The sequence below is a fragment of the Saccharopolyspora sp. NPDC049426 genome, from assembly GCF_040676935.1.
Taxonomy (GTDB): Bacteria; Actinomycetota; Actinomycetes; order Mycobacteriales; family Pseudonocardiaceae; genus Saccharopolyspora.
In genome coordinates this window covers 162,630-178,739 of record NZ_JBFAPZ010000013.1, presented here as the reverse complement: position 1 = coordinate 178,739, position 16,110 = coordinate 162,630, and the positions used below count along the sequence as shown (strand labels likewise).

The window sequence follows — 16,110 nt, the reverse complement described above, 5'->3', positions numbered from 1 at the left end:
CCGACATCCTCCGTGATAGGCGTCACTGCCTCGGTGGATGTATCAACGATCACAGCAGCGTTCGGTGACGCCTGAGTCACACCCGGCTGACGGCGGCGAGCGGGATCTCGCCGGAACCCCGCGGGACCAGCCGCAACGGCAGGGACAGCGGAGCCTCGGTGGCCGCCGATCCGTCGATCTGCTTGAACAGCTCCTCGGTCGCGGTCCGGGCGACCGCGGCCGGGTCCTGGTCGACGACCGTGACCGCCGGGTAGAGCGAGTCGGCCATCGGGAAGTCGCCGAAGCTGACGAACGCGATGTCGGTCCGCCCGCGAGCGTGCAGCGCGGGCACGACGCCGAGGGAGCAGCGAGCGTTGGAGGAGAACACCGCGGTCGGCGGGTGCTCCGAGCGCAGCAGCTCGTCCAGCGCGCTGCGCGCTTCCGTCGCGCTGGAAATGCCGGTCTTGACGAGGTCTTCGCGCACTCCGACGCGGGATTCCTCCATGGCGCTGCGATATCCGCGAACCCGCTCGGCGGTGGTGTAGACGTCGGGCCGGTCCCCGATCAGCGCGATCTCGGTGTGACCCGAGTGCAGCAGGTGCTTGGTCGCGGCCTGCGCGGCACCGAAGTCGTCGCCCAGCACGGTGGCGCCGAGCCCGTCGGCGGATCGGGCGGGGCGATCGACGAACACCACCGGGGTCTGCCCGGCCGCCGCCCGCAGGTAGCTCTGGTCACCGCTGACCGGAACCATGATCAGGCCGGAGACTTGGCGCTGGAGCAGGCTCTGCACGAGCTTGTGCTCCCGCTCCGGGTCGCCACCGACGCTGGAGGCCAGCACGACGTGGCCGCGTTGCAGGGCGTGCTCCTCGATGACGCTGGCCATCGTGGCGAAGAACGGGTCGGACAGCGATTCCAGCACCACGCCGATGGCTTCGTCGCGTCCGACGCGCAGCGAGCGGGCATGGAAGTTCGGCCGGTAGTTGAGCTCGTCGATGGCGGTCTGCACCTGTTGGCGGGTGGCCTCGGAGACCCCGGCGGCTCCGTTGATCACGCGGGAGACGGTCTTCGGGCTCACTCCGGCCGCAGCGGCCACGTCGTAGAGCGTGGCGTTGCCTGTGCGCACGCCTGCTCCCTTCCGCTCGGGCAGTGCCGGTCGAGCTCGGCGAGTTGTTCGGCCATCGGAGTTGTCGCATCGACTCTAACGTGCTGCGCGACCGGCTCGATCGGCCGCGTGGCCAGCAGTTTCGCCGGATCGTTCAGCTTGGCGGAATCGCGCGAGGCGGCCCGCTCGCGCATCCTGGCCAGGATCAGTTCCGGCGGGCAGTCCACCCACACCAGCAGCGGTTCGGCACCTGCCGCGCGGAGCCGCCCGGCGACGGCGGACCACCTGCCCGGGTCGGTGCGCTCGGCGGTGAACGGGGCGACGAGCACCGCCGAGGTGCCGACCCGCAGCGTGTCCACGGCGGTGTCGAGGAGCGCCGCGTAGCGGGCTTCCCGCACCTCCGGGTCGTCCAGGCGGGCGCCGAACCGCTCGGTGAGCGGGCCGGTGATCACGTCGAGGTCGAGCAGGGCGGCCGAGTACCGCTCGGCCGCCGCTGCGCCCAACGTGGTCTTGCCGCTGGCCGGCTCACCGGAGATCAGGAGCGCGACCGGTGTCACTTCCGCGCCCTCGCCCGCAGGATCTCCTCGACCTCTTCCAGCGTGCGGTTGCGGGTCTCCGGCAGGTACTTCTTCAGGTAGAAGAAGCCGATCAGGCCGAAGGCCGCGTAGAGCCAGAACAGGCCGCTGGGGGTGAACGCCTCGAACGCGCTCAGCACCGTCAGCGAGATGATCAGGTTCAGGCCCCAGTGCGTGAACATCCCGAAGCTGCCCGCCTTGCCGCGCAGCGCGGTCGGGAAGATCTCGCTGTTGATCAGCCACATCGCCAGACCGATGCTGGCGGAGAACATCGCCTCGTAGATGATCAGGAAGGCCACCAGCGCCACGGCCCAGATGCCGCTGAGGTCGGTGACGGCGTAGAGCAGTCCGATGACGACCAGCGACACCACCACGCCGCCGAGTCCGACCAGCAGCAGCGGGCGCCGCCCGACCCGGTCGATCAGCAGCAGGCCGACCAGCGTGAACGCGACGTTGGCGACGCCGATGCCCACCGACGACAGGATCGCCGCCGATTCACCGAAGCCGGCCTTGGTCAGCAGCGTCGGCGCGTAGTAGGTGATCGCGTTGACGCCGACCAGCTGGTTCACCGCGGCCACCCCGATGCCGAGGTAGATCGCGGGTCGCAGCGAGGGCCGGAGCACGTCGCGGTAGGTCACGTTCCGCTCGGCGGTCACCGCTGAGGACAGCGCGGTCAGCTCCGACTCGACGCGGTCGGCGCCGACCACCTTGCGGAGCACGGCTCTCGCGTCGTCCAGGCGGCCTCGGGAGACCAGCCAGCGCGGGCTCTCCGGCAGCCTCAGCAGACCGACGAACATCAGCAGCGACGGCACGGCCGCCAGCCCCAGCATCCACCGCCAGGCCGCGGCCTCCGCGAGCAGAAAACCGGCCAGGTAGGAGAACAGGATGCCGGAGCTGATCATGATCTGGTTGATCGAGACCAGCCGCCCGCGGCTCTCCGGTGGTGCGATCTCCGCGATGTAGGCGGGCACCGACAACGAGGCGGTGCCGATCGCGAAGCCGAGCAGCAATCGAGAACCCAGCAGCGTCGGCAGGTTCGGCGCCACCGCCGAGATCACCGCGCCGACGGTGAAGACCAGGCTGGTGATCGACAGCGTCCGGCGGCGGCCGAGGTTGTCCGCGACGATGCCGCCGACCGCGACGCCGACGATCGCACCGACGAGCAGCGACGCCACGACGATCTGCTGCCACATCTCGGAGAGCTGGAACGCCGGGGCGATGTAGAGCAGCGCTGCGGAGATGACACCGGTGTCGTAGCCGAACAGCAGGCCGCCGAGCGCGGCGACCGCGGTCGCGCCGACGACGGCTCGTCTCGCGGGGGCGGGGGTGGGTGGGGTGACCGGTGTGGAGACCACGGTCGGACCTCATCTCTCCGGCTTCGTTGCCGGTGAAGTTCCTGTTCCTGAGGGTTTTCGGGAGCGGCTCAGTCGTCGGCGATCGCGGTCCAGGGCGTGGCCCTGCCGTCGATGACGGACGCGCAGGCGTCCAGCCGGCGCCTGGCGGTGTCGGAGAGGAAGGGGCGCCGCTCGGACGGCTCCAACGCCACCGCGTCCTTCCAGAACGCGCGGCCCGCGATGAATCCCGAGGCGCCGCCCTCGTCGCACGAGATGCGCAGCACCTCCTGGAACTCCTCGAACCCGACACCGGCGGAGAGCACGACCCACGGCACGGTGACCGCTTCGGCGATCCGGCGGCAGGCCTCGGCCGAGCCCGGGTACTCCAGCTTCAGCAGGTCGGGCTTGAGGTCGTTGAGCGCGCGGGCGGCCTCGATGATCGCGTCGGCGCGGGCCTCGGGGGTGAGCTCGGTTTCGCCTGGCAGCCGGTAGATCAGGTTCTCCACCACGGAGGGCACCCCGTCCGCGCGGCAGTCGGCGACGACCTGCGCGGTGGCGTCCAGCGCCTCGGCGGACACGTCCCGCCCGCCGAGCGAGCGGTCCCGGTCGGCGCGCAGCTGGACGAGGAACTTCACCGCGTGGCCGCCCATGTCGCGCACCCACGCGGCGTTCTGCGCGGGTTCGCGGCGGGTGAGCGGTTCGTCGCCGAACTTGCCGCGCTCGGACGGTTCCGCGGCCACGGCCAGCCCGGCGCCGGGGGCGAGGTTGCCGTCCGCGATCGCTGCGGGAACGCCGAAGTCGGGGTCGACGAGCAGGCCGCTGGCGCTCGGGGAGAGCCCGGCGATGACGTCTCCCTTGAAGGTGCGCAGCACGTCGTCGTCGACCGGCTGGTCGGCGGCGGTGAACATGCGGCGCAGGGTGTTGCGCTGGTCGAGGGCCACGATGGCGAAGGTGCCGTCGGATCGCGCGATGTCGGCGAGGGTCACAGCTGAACTCCTGTGGTTGTGAGGGTGTTTCCGGTGAATTCGCGGGCGATGTCCACTGCGGACACCCCGGTCTCGCCTGCGGCGAGCCGGGCGGCCTGCGCGGCGAAGAGGGCGGCGCCGTAGGCGCTGGGCTGGTCGACTCGCGCGTACTCGACGGCGGGCAGGCTGCGCTGCTTGGCCGCGCGGAAGCTGCGCATCCGGGTCCACCCGCCTGCGGCGGTGACGTGCTCGTGCGGCCCGGCCTCGGCGGACATCAGCTCGATCACCGCGTCCGTCTCGGCCATCGCGTGGCCCAGGGCCGCCGACCAGGTCGTCAGGGGCGTGACGTCGGATCCGACGAGCTGGACCGAGACGTGCTCGCTGCGCGCGTGCGCACCGCTGATCACGACCGAGCCCGTCGAGCCGGGACTCGCGACGGCCTGCTCGTCGAGCTCCGCACGCGCCCGCTGGTCCTGGCGTCCCAGCAGCGCGAGGACCCGGTCCAGCAGCAGCCCGCCGCGGGTGCCGCCGAGCAGGATCCAGCGGTCCGGCAGCACGTGCGCGCCCTGCGCGACGCCGTTCGCCGTGAGCCGTCGGCGCTGGTCGTCGCGCAGCGGAGCGGACACGACGCGCAGCAGCGCCTCGGAGGTGCCGCAGGAGTCGAAGAGGTGCTCCCCGTGCCAGACGCCGCTGGCGACCGAGGCGACCGGGTGGTCGTGCCCGGCGACGGTGAGCACCGCTCCCCGGACCGCGTCCGGGACGCCCGGGTGGTCGACCCGGCCGATCGGGGTGCCCGCGGTGGTCAGCGGCGGGAGCGCGGAGGTCCGCAGGCCGAGCTGCTGGAACGCCGGTTCCCACGGTCCGCGCGCGCCCTGGTCGAGCAGCCCGGTCCGGGAGGCCAGCGAGGGTTCGGTGACGGCCTCGCCGCCCAGCGCCGACGCGACGAGTTCCGGTACGTTGAGCCACTTCTCGGCGAGGCGTGGCGAAATCTCGCGCGCGGAAAGCCAGTTCAGCTTCGCGAACGAGCACAGCGGGCTCAGCGGCAGACCGGTGCGCCCGCTGAAGGTGTCGACGAGCTCGTCGGGGAGCAGCGCCAGCTCCTCGGCACCGCGCTGGTCGAACCACGCGATGACGGGGTGCAGCGGGTCTCCGCCGCGGTCGAGCAGCACGCCGGACTCGGCCATGCCGGTGACGGCGACTCCGACGACGGTCAGCCGCCGCGCGGATTCCTCGGCCACCCGCACGGCTCCTGACAGCGCGGACAGCACGCGATCGAGGAGCACGTCGACGGGCAGTTCGCTGCCGCCGCCCGCGCATCGGTGCCAGTCGGTGGCCGTTCGTTGGACGCTCAGCGTCACACCGCTCAGATCGGCGACGAGCGCCTTGATCTCGGTGCTTCCCACGTCGACGCCCACGACCGCCTCGGTCGTCGCGAAGCCCACCCCGGCACCTCCTCGCTGGTCGCGCGGCCGCTCCGCCGCTCTCGGAGGCCACTGAACAGGGTGCTGGACATCGATGTCAAAGCTTTTTCGATACAGTTCGGACATCGATGTCAAATCCGAGCCCGGGGGGTCCCGCTGAGCTCCGGATCAGGCCAGCTACACTTGTCCGCGCACTGCCGCCTTAGCTCAGTCGGCCAGAGCGACGCACTCGTAATGCGTAGGTCGGGGGTTCGATTCCCCCAGGCGGCTCCACCGCGACCGGCCACTTTCCGAGAAATCGGGAGGTGGCCGGTTTCGTTTCGCCCCTCCGGTAGGTTCGGCGGGTGGAATTCGTGCCGCTCGCCTCGTTGCTCGGTGTCGTGATCGTGGAGTTGGGCATGGTGCTGACTCCCGGTCCCAACATGGTCTACCTCGCATCGCGTGCGACCTCGCAGGGACGGCGCGCCGGGCTCGTTTCCTTGGCCGGGGTGGGGCTGGGGTTCCTCGTCTACCTGGTCGCCGCCGCTGCGGGTCTGTCGGCGCTGTTCGTGGCGGTGCCGGAGGCCTACCACGTGGTGAAGCTGCTGGGCGCCGCCTACCTCGCGTGGATGGCGTGGCAGATCCTGCGCCCCGGCGGTGCGTCGCCGTTCGAACTGCGCGATCTGGTGCCGCACTCGCCTGCTCGTCTGTTCGGCACGGGCCTGCTGACGAACCTCCTGAACCCCAAGATCGCGCTGCTGTACACCGCGCTGATCCCGCAGTTCGTCGATCCCGCGCTCGGTGCGACGTGGTGGCAGTTCCTCCAGCTCGGCATGGCGCAGATCGTCGTCGCCGTGACCGTCAACGGCCTCATCGTGCTCACCGCCGCCGCGCTCGCCGGGTACCTGGCCCGACACCCCCGCGTGCTCCGCGCGCAGCGCGTCGCCTCCGGCACCCTGCTGGGCTTCTTCGCCGTCAAGATGGCCACCAGCCGCCCCAGCTGATCCCGAAGCGGCAGAAGACCGCAGGTCACCCCCAGTGACCTGCGGTCTTCGCTGTTGTGGGACCTGCGGCTGCTCGATCCCGAGGTTCTGGACCCCCTCGCCGCCGCCTTCGCCGAGCGGGCCTCGACGGCCTGCGGCGTGGTCGTGCCGGCGGCGTCGAGACAACCGCCGGTGAAAAGCCGGGGCCGCGACGGTCTTCGTCCGTACGACGCAGCGGCCACGCCGAAGGTTGTTCGCACGGAACGAGATTTCTCCTCGGGTGCGCGCATCGCGGGTGCGGTGCGGTCGACGGATCCGCATCTGGTGGACGAGCGGCTATCGTGTGACGCCCGGTGCCCGGGAGGGCTCGGGGTGGCAACCGTGGAGGTCGGGATGGTCGTGGGGTTCGAGGACGTCGTCGCCGCCGCGGAGCGGTTGGAGGGGGTCGCCCACCGGACTCCCGTGCTGCGGTCCCGGTTGATCGATGAGCAGCTCGGGGCCGAGGTCTTCTTCAAGGCCGAGAACTTCCAGCGGATGGGGGCTTTCAAGTTCCGCGGGGCCTTCAACGCCGTGTCGAAGCTGTCCGAGGAGCAGCGGCGGGCCGGCGTGGTGACCTACTCGTCCGGGAACCACGCCCAGGCGATCTCGTTGGCCGCTCAGCTGCTGGGGGTGCCCGCGACGATCGTGATGCCGCATGACGCTCCGGCCTCGAAGGTGGCCGCCACCAGCGGTTATGGCGGCAAGATCGTGCGCTACGACCGCTACTCCGAGGACCGCGAGGAGATCGGGGGCGCCCTGGCCCGCGAGCAGGGGCTGACGCTCATCCCGCCCTACGACCACCCGGACGTGATCGCCGGGCAGGGGACCGCGGCCAAGGAGCTCTTCGAGGACGTCGGGGACCTCGACGCGTTGTTCGTGCCGCTCGGCGGAGGTGGGCTGCTGTCCGGGACGGCCTTGGCCACCAGGGCTTCGTCTCCCGGGTGCCGGTTGCACGGGGTCGAGCCGGAGGCCGGCGACGACGGGCTCCGGTCGTTGCGCAGCGGGGAGATCGTGCACATCGACACGCCCCGGACCATCGCCGACGGCGCGCAGACGCAGCACCTCGGCGCGCACACCTTCGAGATCATCCGGCGGGACGTCGACGACATCCTGACCGCGAGCGATGACCAGCTCGTCGAGGCGATGAAGCTGTTCGCGACCTACCTGAAGATCGTCGTCGAGCCCACCGGGTGCCTCGGGTTCGCCGCCGCCCGAGCCGCCGCGCCGGAGTTCGAGGGCAAGCGGATCGGTGTGATCATCAGTGGCGGCAACGTCGACCTGGAGCGCTATGCGGATCTGCTGGGTAGCTAATAATCAGTCACGTGACTTAAGCTGGCGCGCATGAGTGCCGCGACCTCCCGGGCAAGTGCCACCAAGGAGCGCATCCTCGACGTCGCTGAACGGCTCTTCGCCGAGCAGGGCGTCTTCGCCGTGTCCAACAGGCAGATCAGCGAAGCCGCAGGTCAGGGTAACAACGCCGCCGTGGGCTACCACTTCGGGACCAAGGCCGACCTGCTGCGCGCCATCGTGCGCAGGCACGCAGAACCCGTCGAGGCCAACCGCGAGCGGCTGCTCGGTGAGATCGGCGACTCCCGCGACGTGCGCGACTGGCTGACCTGCCTGGTGCTGCCCTCGGTCGAGCACCACGCCTCGCTGCGCGGCTCGACGCTCGCGCGCTTCTCGGCCCAGCTGATGAGCGACCCGGCGCTGCGCGAACTCGTCGTCGCCGAGGCGTTGTCCGGGCCGACGCTCATGCGCGTGATGGACGGTCTCAACAACTGCCAGCCGGACCTCCCACTGCGCGCCAAGATCGTGCGCAACGACATGACCCGGCACGTGCTGGTGCACATGATGGCCGAGCAGGAACGTGCCCTCGCCGAGGGTTCGGCCCGGCTGACCTGGGAAGAAACCGCCCAGAATGTGATCGACGCGCTCACCGGCCTCTGGCTGGCGCCCGTCACCGAGTGAGCCGGAAGAGGACACCGAACGTGAGCGAAGTTCTCGTCGTGGGTGCTGCGGCAGCCGGGTTGACCACCGCGGACGCCTTGCGGCGCAAGGGTTTCGACGGATCGATGACGGTGCTGGGCGCTGAATCCCACCCCCCCCTACGACCGGCCGCCGCTGTCCAAGCAGGTGCTGGCAGGGCAGTGGGAGGCCGAACGGACCAGCCTGCGCAGCCCCGAGGTGTTGGAAAAGCTCGACGCGGAGTTCGTGCTGGGTGATCCGGCCGTGGCGCTGGACGTCGCCGCGCGCACCGTGCGCACCGAGTCCGGACGCGAGCTGCGAGCGGATTCGGTCGTGGTCGCCACCGGAGTCCGCCCGCGCAGGCTGCCCGGTCAGGACGGGCTCGCCGGGGTGCACGTGCTGCGCACGCTGGACGACAGCGTCGCGTTGCGCGCCGACCTGCTGGCCGCGAAGCGGCTGGTCGTGGTCGGGGAGGGCGTGCTCGGCAGCGAGATCGCCGCGACCGCGAGCGGGATGGGGCTGGACGTGACGCTGACCGGCCCGCTCGCCGCGCCGATGGCGGCCCAGCTCGGCCCGGGAGCCGCCGCCGCGCTGGGAGCGCTGCACAGCGATCAGGGCGTCCGGCTGCGGCTGGGTGCCGCCGTCGACGGCCTGGTCGGCGACGGCGGTCAGGTCAGCGGGGTCCGGTTGGCCGGCGACGAGGTGCTGCCCGCGGACGTCGTGGTGGTGGCCATCGGCGCTGATCCGGTGACCGGCTGGCTGGAGGGCAGCGGGCTGAGCCTCGACCGCGGGGTGGTCTGCGACTCCCGGTGCCGCGCGGCCGACGGGATCTACGCCGTCGGTGACGTGGCCCGGTGGGACCACCCGGAGTTCGGGGTCATCCGGTTGGAGAACCGGACCAACGCGAGCGAGCAGGCGATGGCCGTCGCCGACAACATCCTCGGCGGGGACCGCGCGTACCGGCCGGTCCCGTACTTCTGGACAGACCAGTTCGACGCGAAGATCCACGTCCACGGGGTGCTCTCGCCCGATGACGAGGTGACCGTGGTGGAAGGCGACCGCGCCGAGCGGCGTTTCGTCGAGCTGCACCACCGCGGTGGCCGGGCCGTCGGCGTTCTGGGCTGGAACATGCCCAAGCAGACCCGGCAGCACCGCAAGGCGCTGGTGGAGGCGCTCACCGCGGGGGCGTGAGCGCCGCCGCTCAGTGGACCGCGACGAGGTCGCGGGCCTCTTCGTCCTGCTCCATCTCGACCCGGACCGCGGCGATCTGACGGCGTCCCCAGCGTTCCGAGAAGCCGTAGCGGTTGCCGAGCTGGGCGCCGGTGATCGGCTCGCCGATCTCCAGCGAGAGCCGGTAGTCGCGGCGCGCGAAGGTCCGCTTGTCCTCGTCGCTGAGCGGGTCCGCGGGAACCGGTGGCAGCGTGAGGGTCTGCTCCGAGAGGTGCGGTCGCTCGTGCGACTCGGTGGAAGTGGTGTCCTCCGAGCGATTTTCGTCGAACTCGTCGTCGCGCTCGGCCGTCTCCGGTTCCGCTGCGGTGGTTTCGCGCTCCTCGGGCGGGGGCCCGACGTCGCGGACGACGGACTCGCGCACGACGGGTTCGCGCGCGGCGGGTTCGCGCGCGGCGGGTTCCGGGCGGGTCTCGGCGGCCTGCGGCGGGAGCTCCTGGGTCGGTCGAGGCGGAGCGGGCGCGCGCTCGGCCGGAACCGGTGCTGGTTCCGGGGAGGTGGAGGCGATCGCCGCGGGCCGCATGGCCTCGTCCTGCTTGCCGAGACCGGCGATCTCCGAGACCGGGATGTCGGTGACCTGGCGGCGGAAGGCCCCGGAGGTGCCGTCGCGGTCGACCAGCCAGCGCAGCACGAGCAGTCCCGGGCGCAGACGCAGGCGGCGCTTGCCGTGGCGTTCCTCGAAGTCCGCGCGCAGCTCGGCGAGCACGACGTCGAAGACCGCGACGGCGGCGACCGGCAGACCGGCGGCGACGATGCGCGCTTCCGGGGTGAGCTGGTGGATCCAGTTGATCCACGACGAGATCGCCGTGAAGGTCCACATCAGGAGCCGGCCGCGCACGGCGCTGCGGCCGTAGATCGAGGCGCGGTAGGTGATCAGCGTGGCGCCGAAGGCGGCGCCGTCGAAGGTCGCCGGGATCAGCCAGGCGGTCCAGTAGCTGAAGCCGACCATCTGGTCTTGGCCGTAGGCGTGCAGGCCGACGAAGCTCGCACCCCAGCCCATGAGCGCGGCGAGGGCGACGAACCCCAGGGCGGCGCGGGAAAGCCAGAGCCCGTGGCCGGATCTCGTACTCGGTTGCTCGCTCAACGTCGGTCCAATGCAGCCGGGTCATCGCGGGACCCGCTGATGGTAGACAAACACCACTCGATCAGGTGACAACACCAGAGCGCTCGGCATGCATTGTTATTGGCGACTTCTCGCCAAGACCACGAACACCCCAGTTCAGAGCGATCAGATCGCAGTTGCGAAGAACTGGAGTGATCCGGAGCTCACCTCTCGGTCCGGAACGGGACCGTGAGCCACGGGCTGCCGTGCTCGGTCAGCAGCGCGCGGTGCGCCTCCAGCACGTCGGTGTAGGTGGCGCCGAACGCCTCGTCGTCGAAGTGCAGGCAACGGCCCAGGACGTAGCCGACCGAGAACTCCGCCCACGACGAGTAGCGGGACCGCACCTCCTGCCCGACCAGGTCCAGCGCCTCGTACATCTCGGCCTGCGTGGCGTACCGGGCACCGCGCCCCCAGCGGGCCATCTTCGACGCCCTGCCCAGGTCCCAGGCGGCGACCGTGCGCACGTGGCCGCTCGGCGGCAGCAGCTCGTCGGCGCGGAACCGCGCCTCGTACCGGATGATCTTGCCGACCAGCCCGCACAGGAAGTCCGCGTAGGAGTCGACCTCCGGGCTCCCGCCGCGCTCGGCCGACGCGCCCGGGACGTTGGCCGCGATGTTGTTGCGGATCGTGGCGTCCACGCACTCCCGCCACCGCTGCGGATCCACCTGCGGGCCCTCGGTGCTGACCAGGAAGTTCCGCGCGCCCAGCACGAAATCCCAGTCCGAGGTGCTGACATCGCAGTTGAGCAGCCGGTTCTGCAGGTTGATCCAGTCCTGGCGCACCTTCACGCCCCAGCCCTCGGACAGCCGCTCCACCTCGCCGCTGTAGCCGAGCCCGTGCCAGTCCAGGTTGTTCCACGCCTCGCCGTTGAGGAAGCACAGGTGCGCGCCGCAGGCCAGGCCGTGCAGCAGCTCGGTCGGCTCCGCGCCCCCGCTCAACCGGGTCACCAGCCGGTTGCCGCTGAAACCCGGTGCGCCGAAGCGCTCGTAGGCGGCCTGCCAGCGCTCCCGCTCCTCGTCGGTGACCTCCAGGTACAGCTCGCACGGGGTGTTCGCGTTGACCGCCAGCACGTCGACCTCGTCCGGGATGATCTCCGACAGCGCGCGCAGCGAGACGAACTCGTACACCAGGTAGGGATGCGGCCGCGGCAGCATGTCCTGGGTGTAGACGAAGGTCGCGATGCGCCCGTCGCCCAGCGTCGAGGTCACCATCTGCCGCTTCGCCGGGTTGCTGTGCGCGTGCACCAGCGCCACCGGGTGGTACACGCCGGTCGCGGCCACCACGCACAGGTAGGACCAGGGATCTTCGTCGAGGATGGCTGAGCAGAGCGCTCTTTCGACTGCGGTCGGCGGAACGAACGGTTGGTCCTTGGGGATGATCGGGACGATCTCGTCGTGGTCGTCGACCTCACCCACGGTGTAGTACGGGCCAGAAGCCCCGCCGAGCGGAGGAGTCACGGGCACGAACTTACTCAGCGCCATCGGGCGAAGCCGCCATCTGCGACAACTTGCCAACGGGGCTGATCACGCGATCTTTCACGACGCCGCGAGGGCTCGTTCGAAGTCGTCGATGAGGTCTTCGGGGGCTTCCACGCCGACGCTGATGCGGATCAGGTCGTCGGTGACTCCCAGGGCGAGGCGGTCCTGCGGGCTCATGCCCGCGTGGGAGGTGGCGGCCGGTCGCGTGATCAGCGATTCCACCCCGCCGAGGCTGGGCGCGTCGAACGGCAGCCGAAGGGCGTCGATGAGCTTCTGCGCCGCCGCGACCCCGCCCGTCGGGCGGATGCTGAGCATTCCGCCGAAGCCGTCGAACAGCTCCGCGGCGCGCGCGTGGTCGGGGTGGGAGTCCAGACCTGGGTGGTTGACCTGCTCGATCTCGGGCCGCGCTGCGAGGAGCTCGGCCAGCCGCAGCGCGTTCTCGTTCTGCGCGCGCACGCGCAGCGCCAGCGTTTTCAGGCCCCTGGCCAGCAGGAACCCGGCGTGCGGGTCGAGGCTGCCGCCGAAGTGGTTGGCGGTGGTGCGGGCGCGCTCGACGTGCTCGGTGCCTCCGACGATCGCGCCGGCCACGATGTCGGAGTGCCCGTTGAGGTACTTCGTCGCGCTGTGCAGCACCAGGTCGAAACCGACGGTCAGCGGGCGGAAGTTCACCGGTGTGGCGAAGGTGTTGTCGATCAGGCTGATCAGCCCGTTCGCCCGCGCGAACGCCGCGATCTCGGGCAGCCTGCCGACCCGGACCAGCGGGTTCGTGATGCTCTCGACCAGCACCGCCTTGGTCCGCGGGGTGCGCGCGGCCTCCCAGGTGTCGGGGCGCTGCGGGTCGATGAAGGTGTAGCTCCAGCCGAAGTCGGCTGCGTGGTGGGTGAGGAAGTCGTGCGTGCCGCCGTAGAGGCAGTCGCCGACGAGCAGGTGGTCGCCGCTGCGCAAGACGCTGTGCAGCGCGGTGGAGATCGCGGCCATCCCGGACGCGGTGGCCAGCCCCGCTTCGGCGCCCTCCAGGGCGGCGAGCTTGTCGTGCAGGTAGGACTGCGACGGGGTCGAGTTCAACCGGATGTAGCGCAGGTCGTGGTAGTCGGTTCCGCTCGGCACCGAGTACACCGTGCCCTGGTAGATCGGGTACACCACCGATCCTTCGGGGCCTGGCCGGCGTTCTCCGCCGTGCACCGCCAGCGTCTCGATGCGGTCCTCGTCCATGCTCGACCCCTCCCGTGCGCGACCTGCTCGTCAGCCTAGGAACGCGTCGACGCGCCGGAAAGCCCACCGGGTTTGACCTGATCGGGTGACTCTCGGTTGGGTGGTAAGGCGTTCCGGGCGCTGAACCGGAAATTCCTTCACCGCCGTGCACCCTGCGTGGCCCCTCCCCGAACCGAGCGGGACGGGCGTCGCACCGTTCACCGGTAATCGCGACCACAGTGGACCCTGGGTGCTCGAATCGATTCTTGTGGTGGATGCGCGGACCGGTCCACCCATTGTCGATGAACACAAGTCGGGCTCCGGAGAACGGTTATTCGGGAATGCGCTGAATGCCTCGCTCCGCTTCAATCTTTTCCGGGCTGCCCCGACGCCGGATGAATTCGTCCGGCGTATGCCAACAGGATTCACCGAGCCGGAGGCGCAGGGCGCCGATGGCGCCAGGAGTGAAAACACAATGGCATTGCGAAGAAGACCCGTACTCAATGATGTTCTTGGTTTCCTGATCACCGCCGGACTCTGCGCCGGTGGAATAACCGCAGCGACGGTCGCTGTGCAGGATGCCCACCCCGAGCGGAATATCCCGGCCGTGCGCGAGGTCGCGCACACCGCGGCCGTCCCCCCGATCGAATCCGGACCACCAGCTCCCCGACCCGACCCCTGGCTGGCCCCCACGCGCGGCGTGATCAGCAGCGGGTTCGAGATGCGGTGGGGCGAGATGCACAAGGGCGTCGACATCGCCAACGACGTCGGCACCCCCATCAGGGCCGCCTCCGCGGGCACGGTCATCGATTCCGGTCCTGCCAGCGGCTACGGGCTGTGGATCCGGATCGCGCATCCAAACGACACCGTTTCCACCTACGGCCACATCGATTCGGCCTACGTGCCGGTGGGCCGAAAGGTTCAATCCGGTGATCTCATCGCCGCCATGGGCAACCGAGGTCAATCCACCGGACCGCACCTGCACTTCCAGATCGAGATCAAAGGGCAAGCGGTCGACCCCGTCTCGTTCTACGGGGAGCCGCGGTTGCTGACCCATTGGCCCGCGGAATAGGAACGCGAGCGTCCAGCGCGTTAACCCTGGTGAAGTAGCTCCATCGCATCGGCGCGCCGCCGGATCACCGTTCTGCCACCCGGTTGAACGGTGATCCGGCGGCGCTGCCACAGTGTCCTGACCCGGAACCGCCCAGCACTCTCCGGCATCGCGCCACTCACTGTTATCACTGCCGGGTATTGCGAGGTTCGCGGCGTTCGAGGCCAGCGGTGATCACTCGGCGCAATCGATGATGGACCCAAAGGGCTAGTCGAGAGTCACCCTCCTGGCCGATTGTCGTGGAACTCCGGGAGCTACTTCGATCGCACTAACGCGCTGGAAGGACATGTGATGGAGCGAGTGGATACGGCCGGGATCGTCGGCGGTGGGGTGCTCGCCGAGGACCGCCGGCAGGGGGACTGGGAGCGTCGAATCGCCCAGCGCTCCGAGGAGCTCTACCGGGAGCGCATCGTGCAGCGGTTGCTGCTCGTGTGGGCCGTCCCGGGAAACCTGCTGCTCGCCGCGGTGGGGGCAACGCTGCTGGCGTTATCGACCTCGGTGGTGCCCGCCGCGGTGACGTTCGTGATCGCCACCGCGTCCGCGGGCGTGGCGGCGGTCTACGTCTACCGGCAGCACTTTAAGGTTCGCGCGGTGGACACCGACCTGCGCGCGCTCGAAGGCGCGCACCGCGACATGCTGTTGGACGAACTGGGGACCGGCGACCTGCTAGACGCGCACCGGCGCTACCGGGCGCAGCTGCCGGAGCTGATCGAGCGCTACCGGCACGAGGCGCGCAGCGACCGCTGGAAGGACAGCGCGCTGCAGGCCGTCGTCATCGGCGGATCGATCGTCGCCGCCACGGCGACGGCGATCGCGGCCGCGGTTCCGGAGCTCCGCTGGTTCGCCATCGGGCTGAGCCTGCTGGTGGCGGTCTCCGCGGCGTACGCGGGCTACACCAAGCACCGCGACCGCGCCGCCTCCTGGCAGGAGACGGCCGACGCGCTGGAGCGCGAGTACGAGTCCGTGGAACTGCGAGTGGGGCGCTACCGCCGATTCGGTTCCGAGCGCGAGGCGTACGCCGAATTCGCCGAAGCCGTCGAGGCTTTGCGCGCCGAACGGGCTCGGCGATTGCCGTCGGGAGTCAACGACGGGCTCATGCAGTAATCAAGATCGGTGGGCCATCCCTCGATCGTGAAAAGAATGCCGCGCAAGGCGATCACCGGTTGTTGATATTTCCTACTGGCGTGATCGCTGAATAGTGTCAGGTCGTTCTTCCGTAATCTCCGCCGGGCGCACAGGACTCGGCCTGTGCAGAGAGGAGCATTGCGATGAAGCGCACCTTTACCGCGGCGGCCGCCGTACTGGTCGGTGGCGCCGGCGCCGTCGGCTTCGCAGCCACGGCCACAGCTGCCGAGACCCCGCAGCTGCCGGCATCGCTGCCCACCGACAACGGCGCGGCGAACACCGCGTTCCACGCCGCCGGAACCCTCGCCTCGGCGCAGAAGACCGTCGGTGACGTGGTTCCGCTCGAAGAGCACCTCACCGGCCGCTCCGGCGACCCGGTCAGCCAGGTCGTCGGCGGCACCCCCGCCGCGGGCCTGCTCAAGCCGGTCGTCGAGACGGTGCAGAACGCCAGCACCGGTCACACCCACAACCTCAACCCGGCCTCCGCGCTCGACGAGGCCCCGCTTCCGGTCGGTTCCACGCTGCCCGCGGGCG

Annotated in this window: 13 protein-coding genes, 1 tRNA gene and 2 pseudogenes; 8 read left to right on the top strand and 8 right to left on the bottom strand. The window is 70.3% G+C overall.

Features of this window, described 5'->3' with window-relative positions:
- Positions 1 to 76 precede the first annotated feature (76 nt).
- From AB0J78_RS26480 to AB0J78_RS26460, 5 genes are all read right to left on the bottom strand, one after another.
- The gene (locus AB0J78_RS26480; RefSeq protein ID WP_363793515.1) at positions 77 to 1,102 is read right to left on the bottom strand and encodes a LacI family DNA-binding transcriptional regulator; all 1,026 of its coding nucleotides are present in this window, start codon (positions 1,100 to 1,102) and stop codon (positions 77 to 79) included.
- Positions 1,051 to 1,638: an AAA family ATPase gene (locus AB0J78_RS26475; protein WP_363793512.1), complete on the bottom strand. Its 588-nt coding sequence runs from the start codon at positions 1,636 to 1,638 to the stop codon at positions 1,051 to 1,053. The genes AB0J78_RS26480 and AB0J78_RS26475 overlap by 52 nt, the downstream gene beginning before the upstream one ends.
- A complete protein-coding gene (locus tag AB0J78_RS26470) occupies positions 1,635 to 3,011 on the bottom strand; it encodes a sugar porter family MFS transporter (RefSeq protein ID WP_363793510.1) in 1,377 nt (458 codons plus the stop codon). The genes AB0J78_RS26475 and AB0J78_RS26470 overlap by 4 nt, the downstream gene beginning before the upstream one ends.
- A 68-nt stretch (positions 3,012 to 3,079) precedes the next feature.
- A complete protein-coding gene (locus tag AB0J78_RS26465) occupies positions 3,080 to 3,976 on the bottom strand; it encodes a hypothetical protein (RefSeq protein ID WP_363793508.1) in 897 nt (298 codons plus the stop codon).
- Positions 3,973 to 5,397, bottom strand: a complete 1,425-nt coding sequence (locus AB0J78_RS26460) for an FGGY family carbohydrate kinase (RefSeq protein WP_363793506.1) — start codon at positions 5,395 to 5,397, stop codon at positions 3,973 to 3,975. The genes AB0J78_RS26465 and AB0J78_RS26460 overlap by 4 nt, the downstream gene beginning before the upstream one ends.
- A gap of 175 nt (positions 5,398 to 5,572) precedes the next feature.
- On the opposite strand from AB0J78_RS26460, the gene AB0J78_RS26455 reads away from it, so the two are divergent.
- The 5 genes and pseudogenes from AB0J78_RS26455 to AB0J78_RS26435 all read left to right on the top strand — a co-directional run bounded on the left by AB0J78_RS26455 (position 5,573) and on the right by AB0J78_RS26435 (position 9,533).
- Positions 5,573 to 5,649, top strand: a tRNA-Thr gene (locus AB0J78_RS26455).
- A 71-nt stretch (positions 5,650 to 5,720) separates the two neighbouring features.
- Positions 5,721 to 6,359, top strand: a complete 639-nt coding sequence (locus AB0J78_RS26450; protein ID WP_363793504.1) for a LysE family translocator — start codon at positions 5,721 to 5,723, stop codon at positions 6,357 to 6,359.
- Positions 6,360 to 6,731: 372 nt separating this feature from the next.
- Positions 6,732 to 7,688, top strand: coding sequence for a threo-3-hydroxy-L-aspartate ammonia-lyase (locus AB0J78_RS26445; protein ID WP_363793576.1), 957 nt, complete (start codon positions 6,732 to 6,734; stop codon positions 7,686 to 7,688).
- 30 nt (positions 7,689 to 7,718) lie between these two features.
- Positions 7,719 to 8,345 carry a helix-turn-helix domain-containing protein gene (locus AB0J78_RS26440; RefSeq protein ID WP_363793502.1) on the top strand — a complete coding sequence of 209 codons (627 nt, stop codon included), beginning with the start codon at positions 7,719 to 7,721 and terminating at the stop codon, positions 8,343 to 8,345.
- A gap of 104 nt (positions 8,346 to 8,449) precedes the next feature.
- Positions 8,450 to 9,533: pseudogene (locus tag AB0J78_RS26435) on the top strand (FAD-dependent oxidoreductase).
- 10 nt (positions 9,534 to 9,543) lie between these two features.
- On the opposite strand, the gene AB0J78_RS26430 reads toward AB0J78_RS26435, so the two are convergent.
- The 3 genes from AB0J78_RS26430 to AB0J78_RS26420 all read right to left on the bottom strand — a co-directional run bounded on the left by AB0J78_RS26430 (position 9,544) and on the right by AB0J78_RS26420 (position 13,361).
- Positions 9,544 to 10,653, bottom strand: a complete 1,110-nt coding sequence (locus AB0J78_RS26430; protein WP_363793501.1) for a DUF2637 domain-containing protein — start codon at positions 10,651 to 10,653, stop codon at positions 9,544 to 9,546.
- 182 nt (positions 10,654 to 10,835) lie between these two features.
- Complete coding sequence (locus AB0J78_RS26425) at positions 10,836 to 12,128, bottom strand: DUF1266 domain-containing protein (RefSeq protein WP_363793499.1); 1,293 nt, start codon at positions 12,126 to 12,128, stop codon at positions 10,836 to 10,838.
- A gap of 78 nt (positions 12,129 to 12,206) precedes the next feature.
- Complete coding sequence (locus tag AB0J78_RS26420; protein WP_363793497.1) at positions 12,207 to 13,361, bottom strand: PLP-dependent transferase; 1,155 nt, start codon at positions 13,359 to 13,361, stop codon at positions 12,207 to 12,209.
- Positions 13,362 to 13,590: 229 nt separating this feature from the next.
- Between AB0J78_RS26420 and AB0J78_RS26415 the strand changes: the two genes are divergently transcribed.
- From AB0J78_RS26415 to AB0J78_RS26405, 3 genes and pseudogenes are all read left to right on the top strand, one after another.
- Positions 13,591 to 14,412, top strand: coding sequence for a M23 family metallopeptidase (locus tag AB0J78_RS26415; RefSeq protein ID WP_363793495.1), 822 nt, complete (start codon positions 13,591 to 13,593; stop codon positions 14,410 to 14,412).
- A 330-nt stretch (positions 14,413 to 14,742) separates the two neighbouring features.
- Positions 14,743 to 15,555 carry an SLATT domain-containing protein gene (locus tag AB0J78_RS26410; protein ID WP_363793493.1) on the top strand — a complete coding sequence of 271 codons (813 nt, stop codon included), beginning with the start codon at positions 14,743 to 14,745 and terminating at the stop codon, positions 15,553 to 15,555.
- 164 nt (positions 15,556 to 15,719) lie between these two features.
- Positions 15,720 to 16,110: pseudogene (locus tag AB0J78_RS26405) on the top strand (hypothetical protein); the annotation flags it as partial.

What these genes read in the sequence shown, in the direction of transcription:
- AB0J78_RS26410 (WP_363793493.1), top strand. Translation starts at nt 14,743, where the DNA reads ATGGAGCGAGTGGATACGGCCGGGATCGTCGGCGGTGGGGTGCTCGCC.
- AB0J78_RS26440 (WP_363793502.1), top strand. Translation starts at nt 7,719, where the DNA reads ATGAGTGCCGCGACCTCCCGGGCAAGTGCCACCAAGGAGCGCATCCTC.
- AB0J78_RS26420 (WP_363793497.1), bottom strand. Translation starts at nt 13,361, where the DNA reads ATGGACGAGGACCGCATCGAGACGCTGGCGGTGCACGGCGGAGAACGC.
- AB0J78_RS26445 (WP_363793576.1), top strand. Translation starts at nt 6,732, where the DNA reads ATGGTCGTGGGGTTCGAGGACGTCGTCGCCGCCGCGGAGCGGTTGGAG.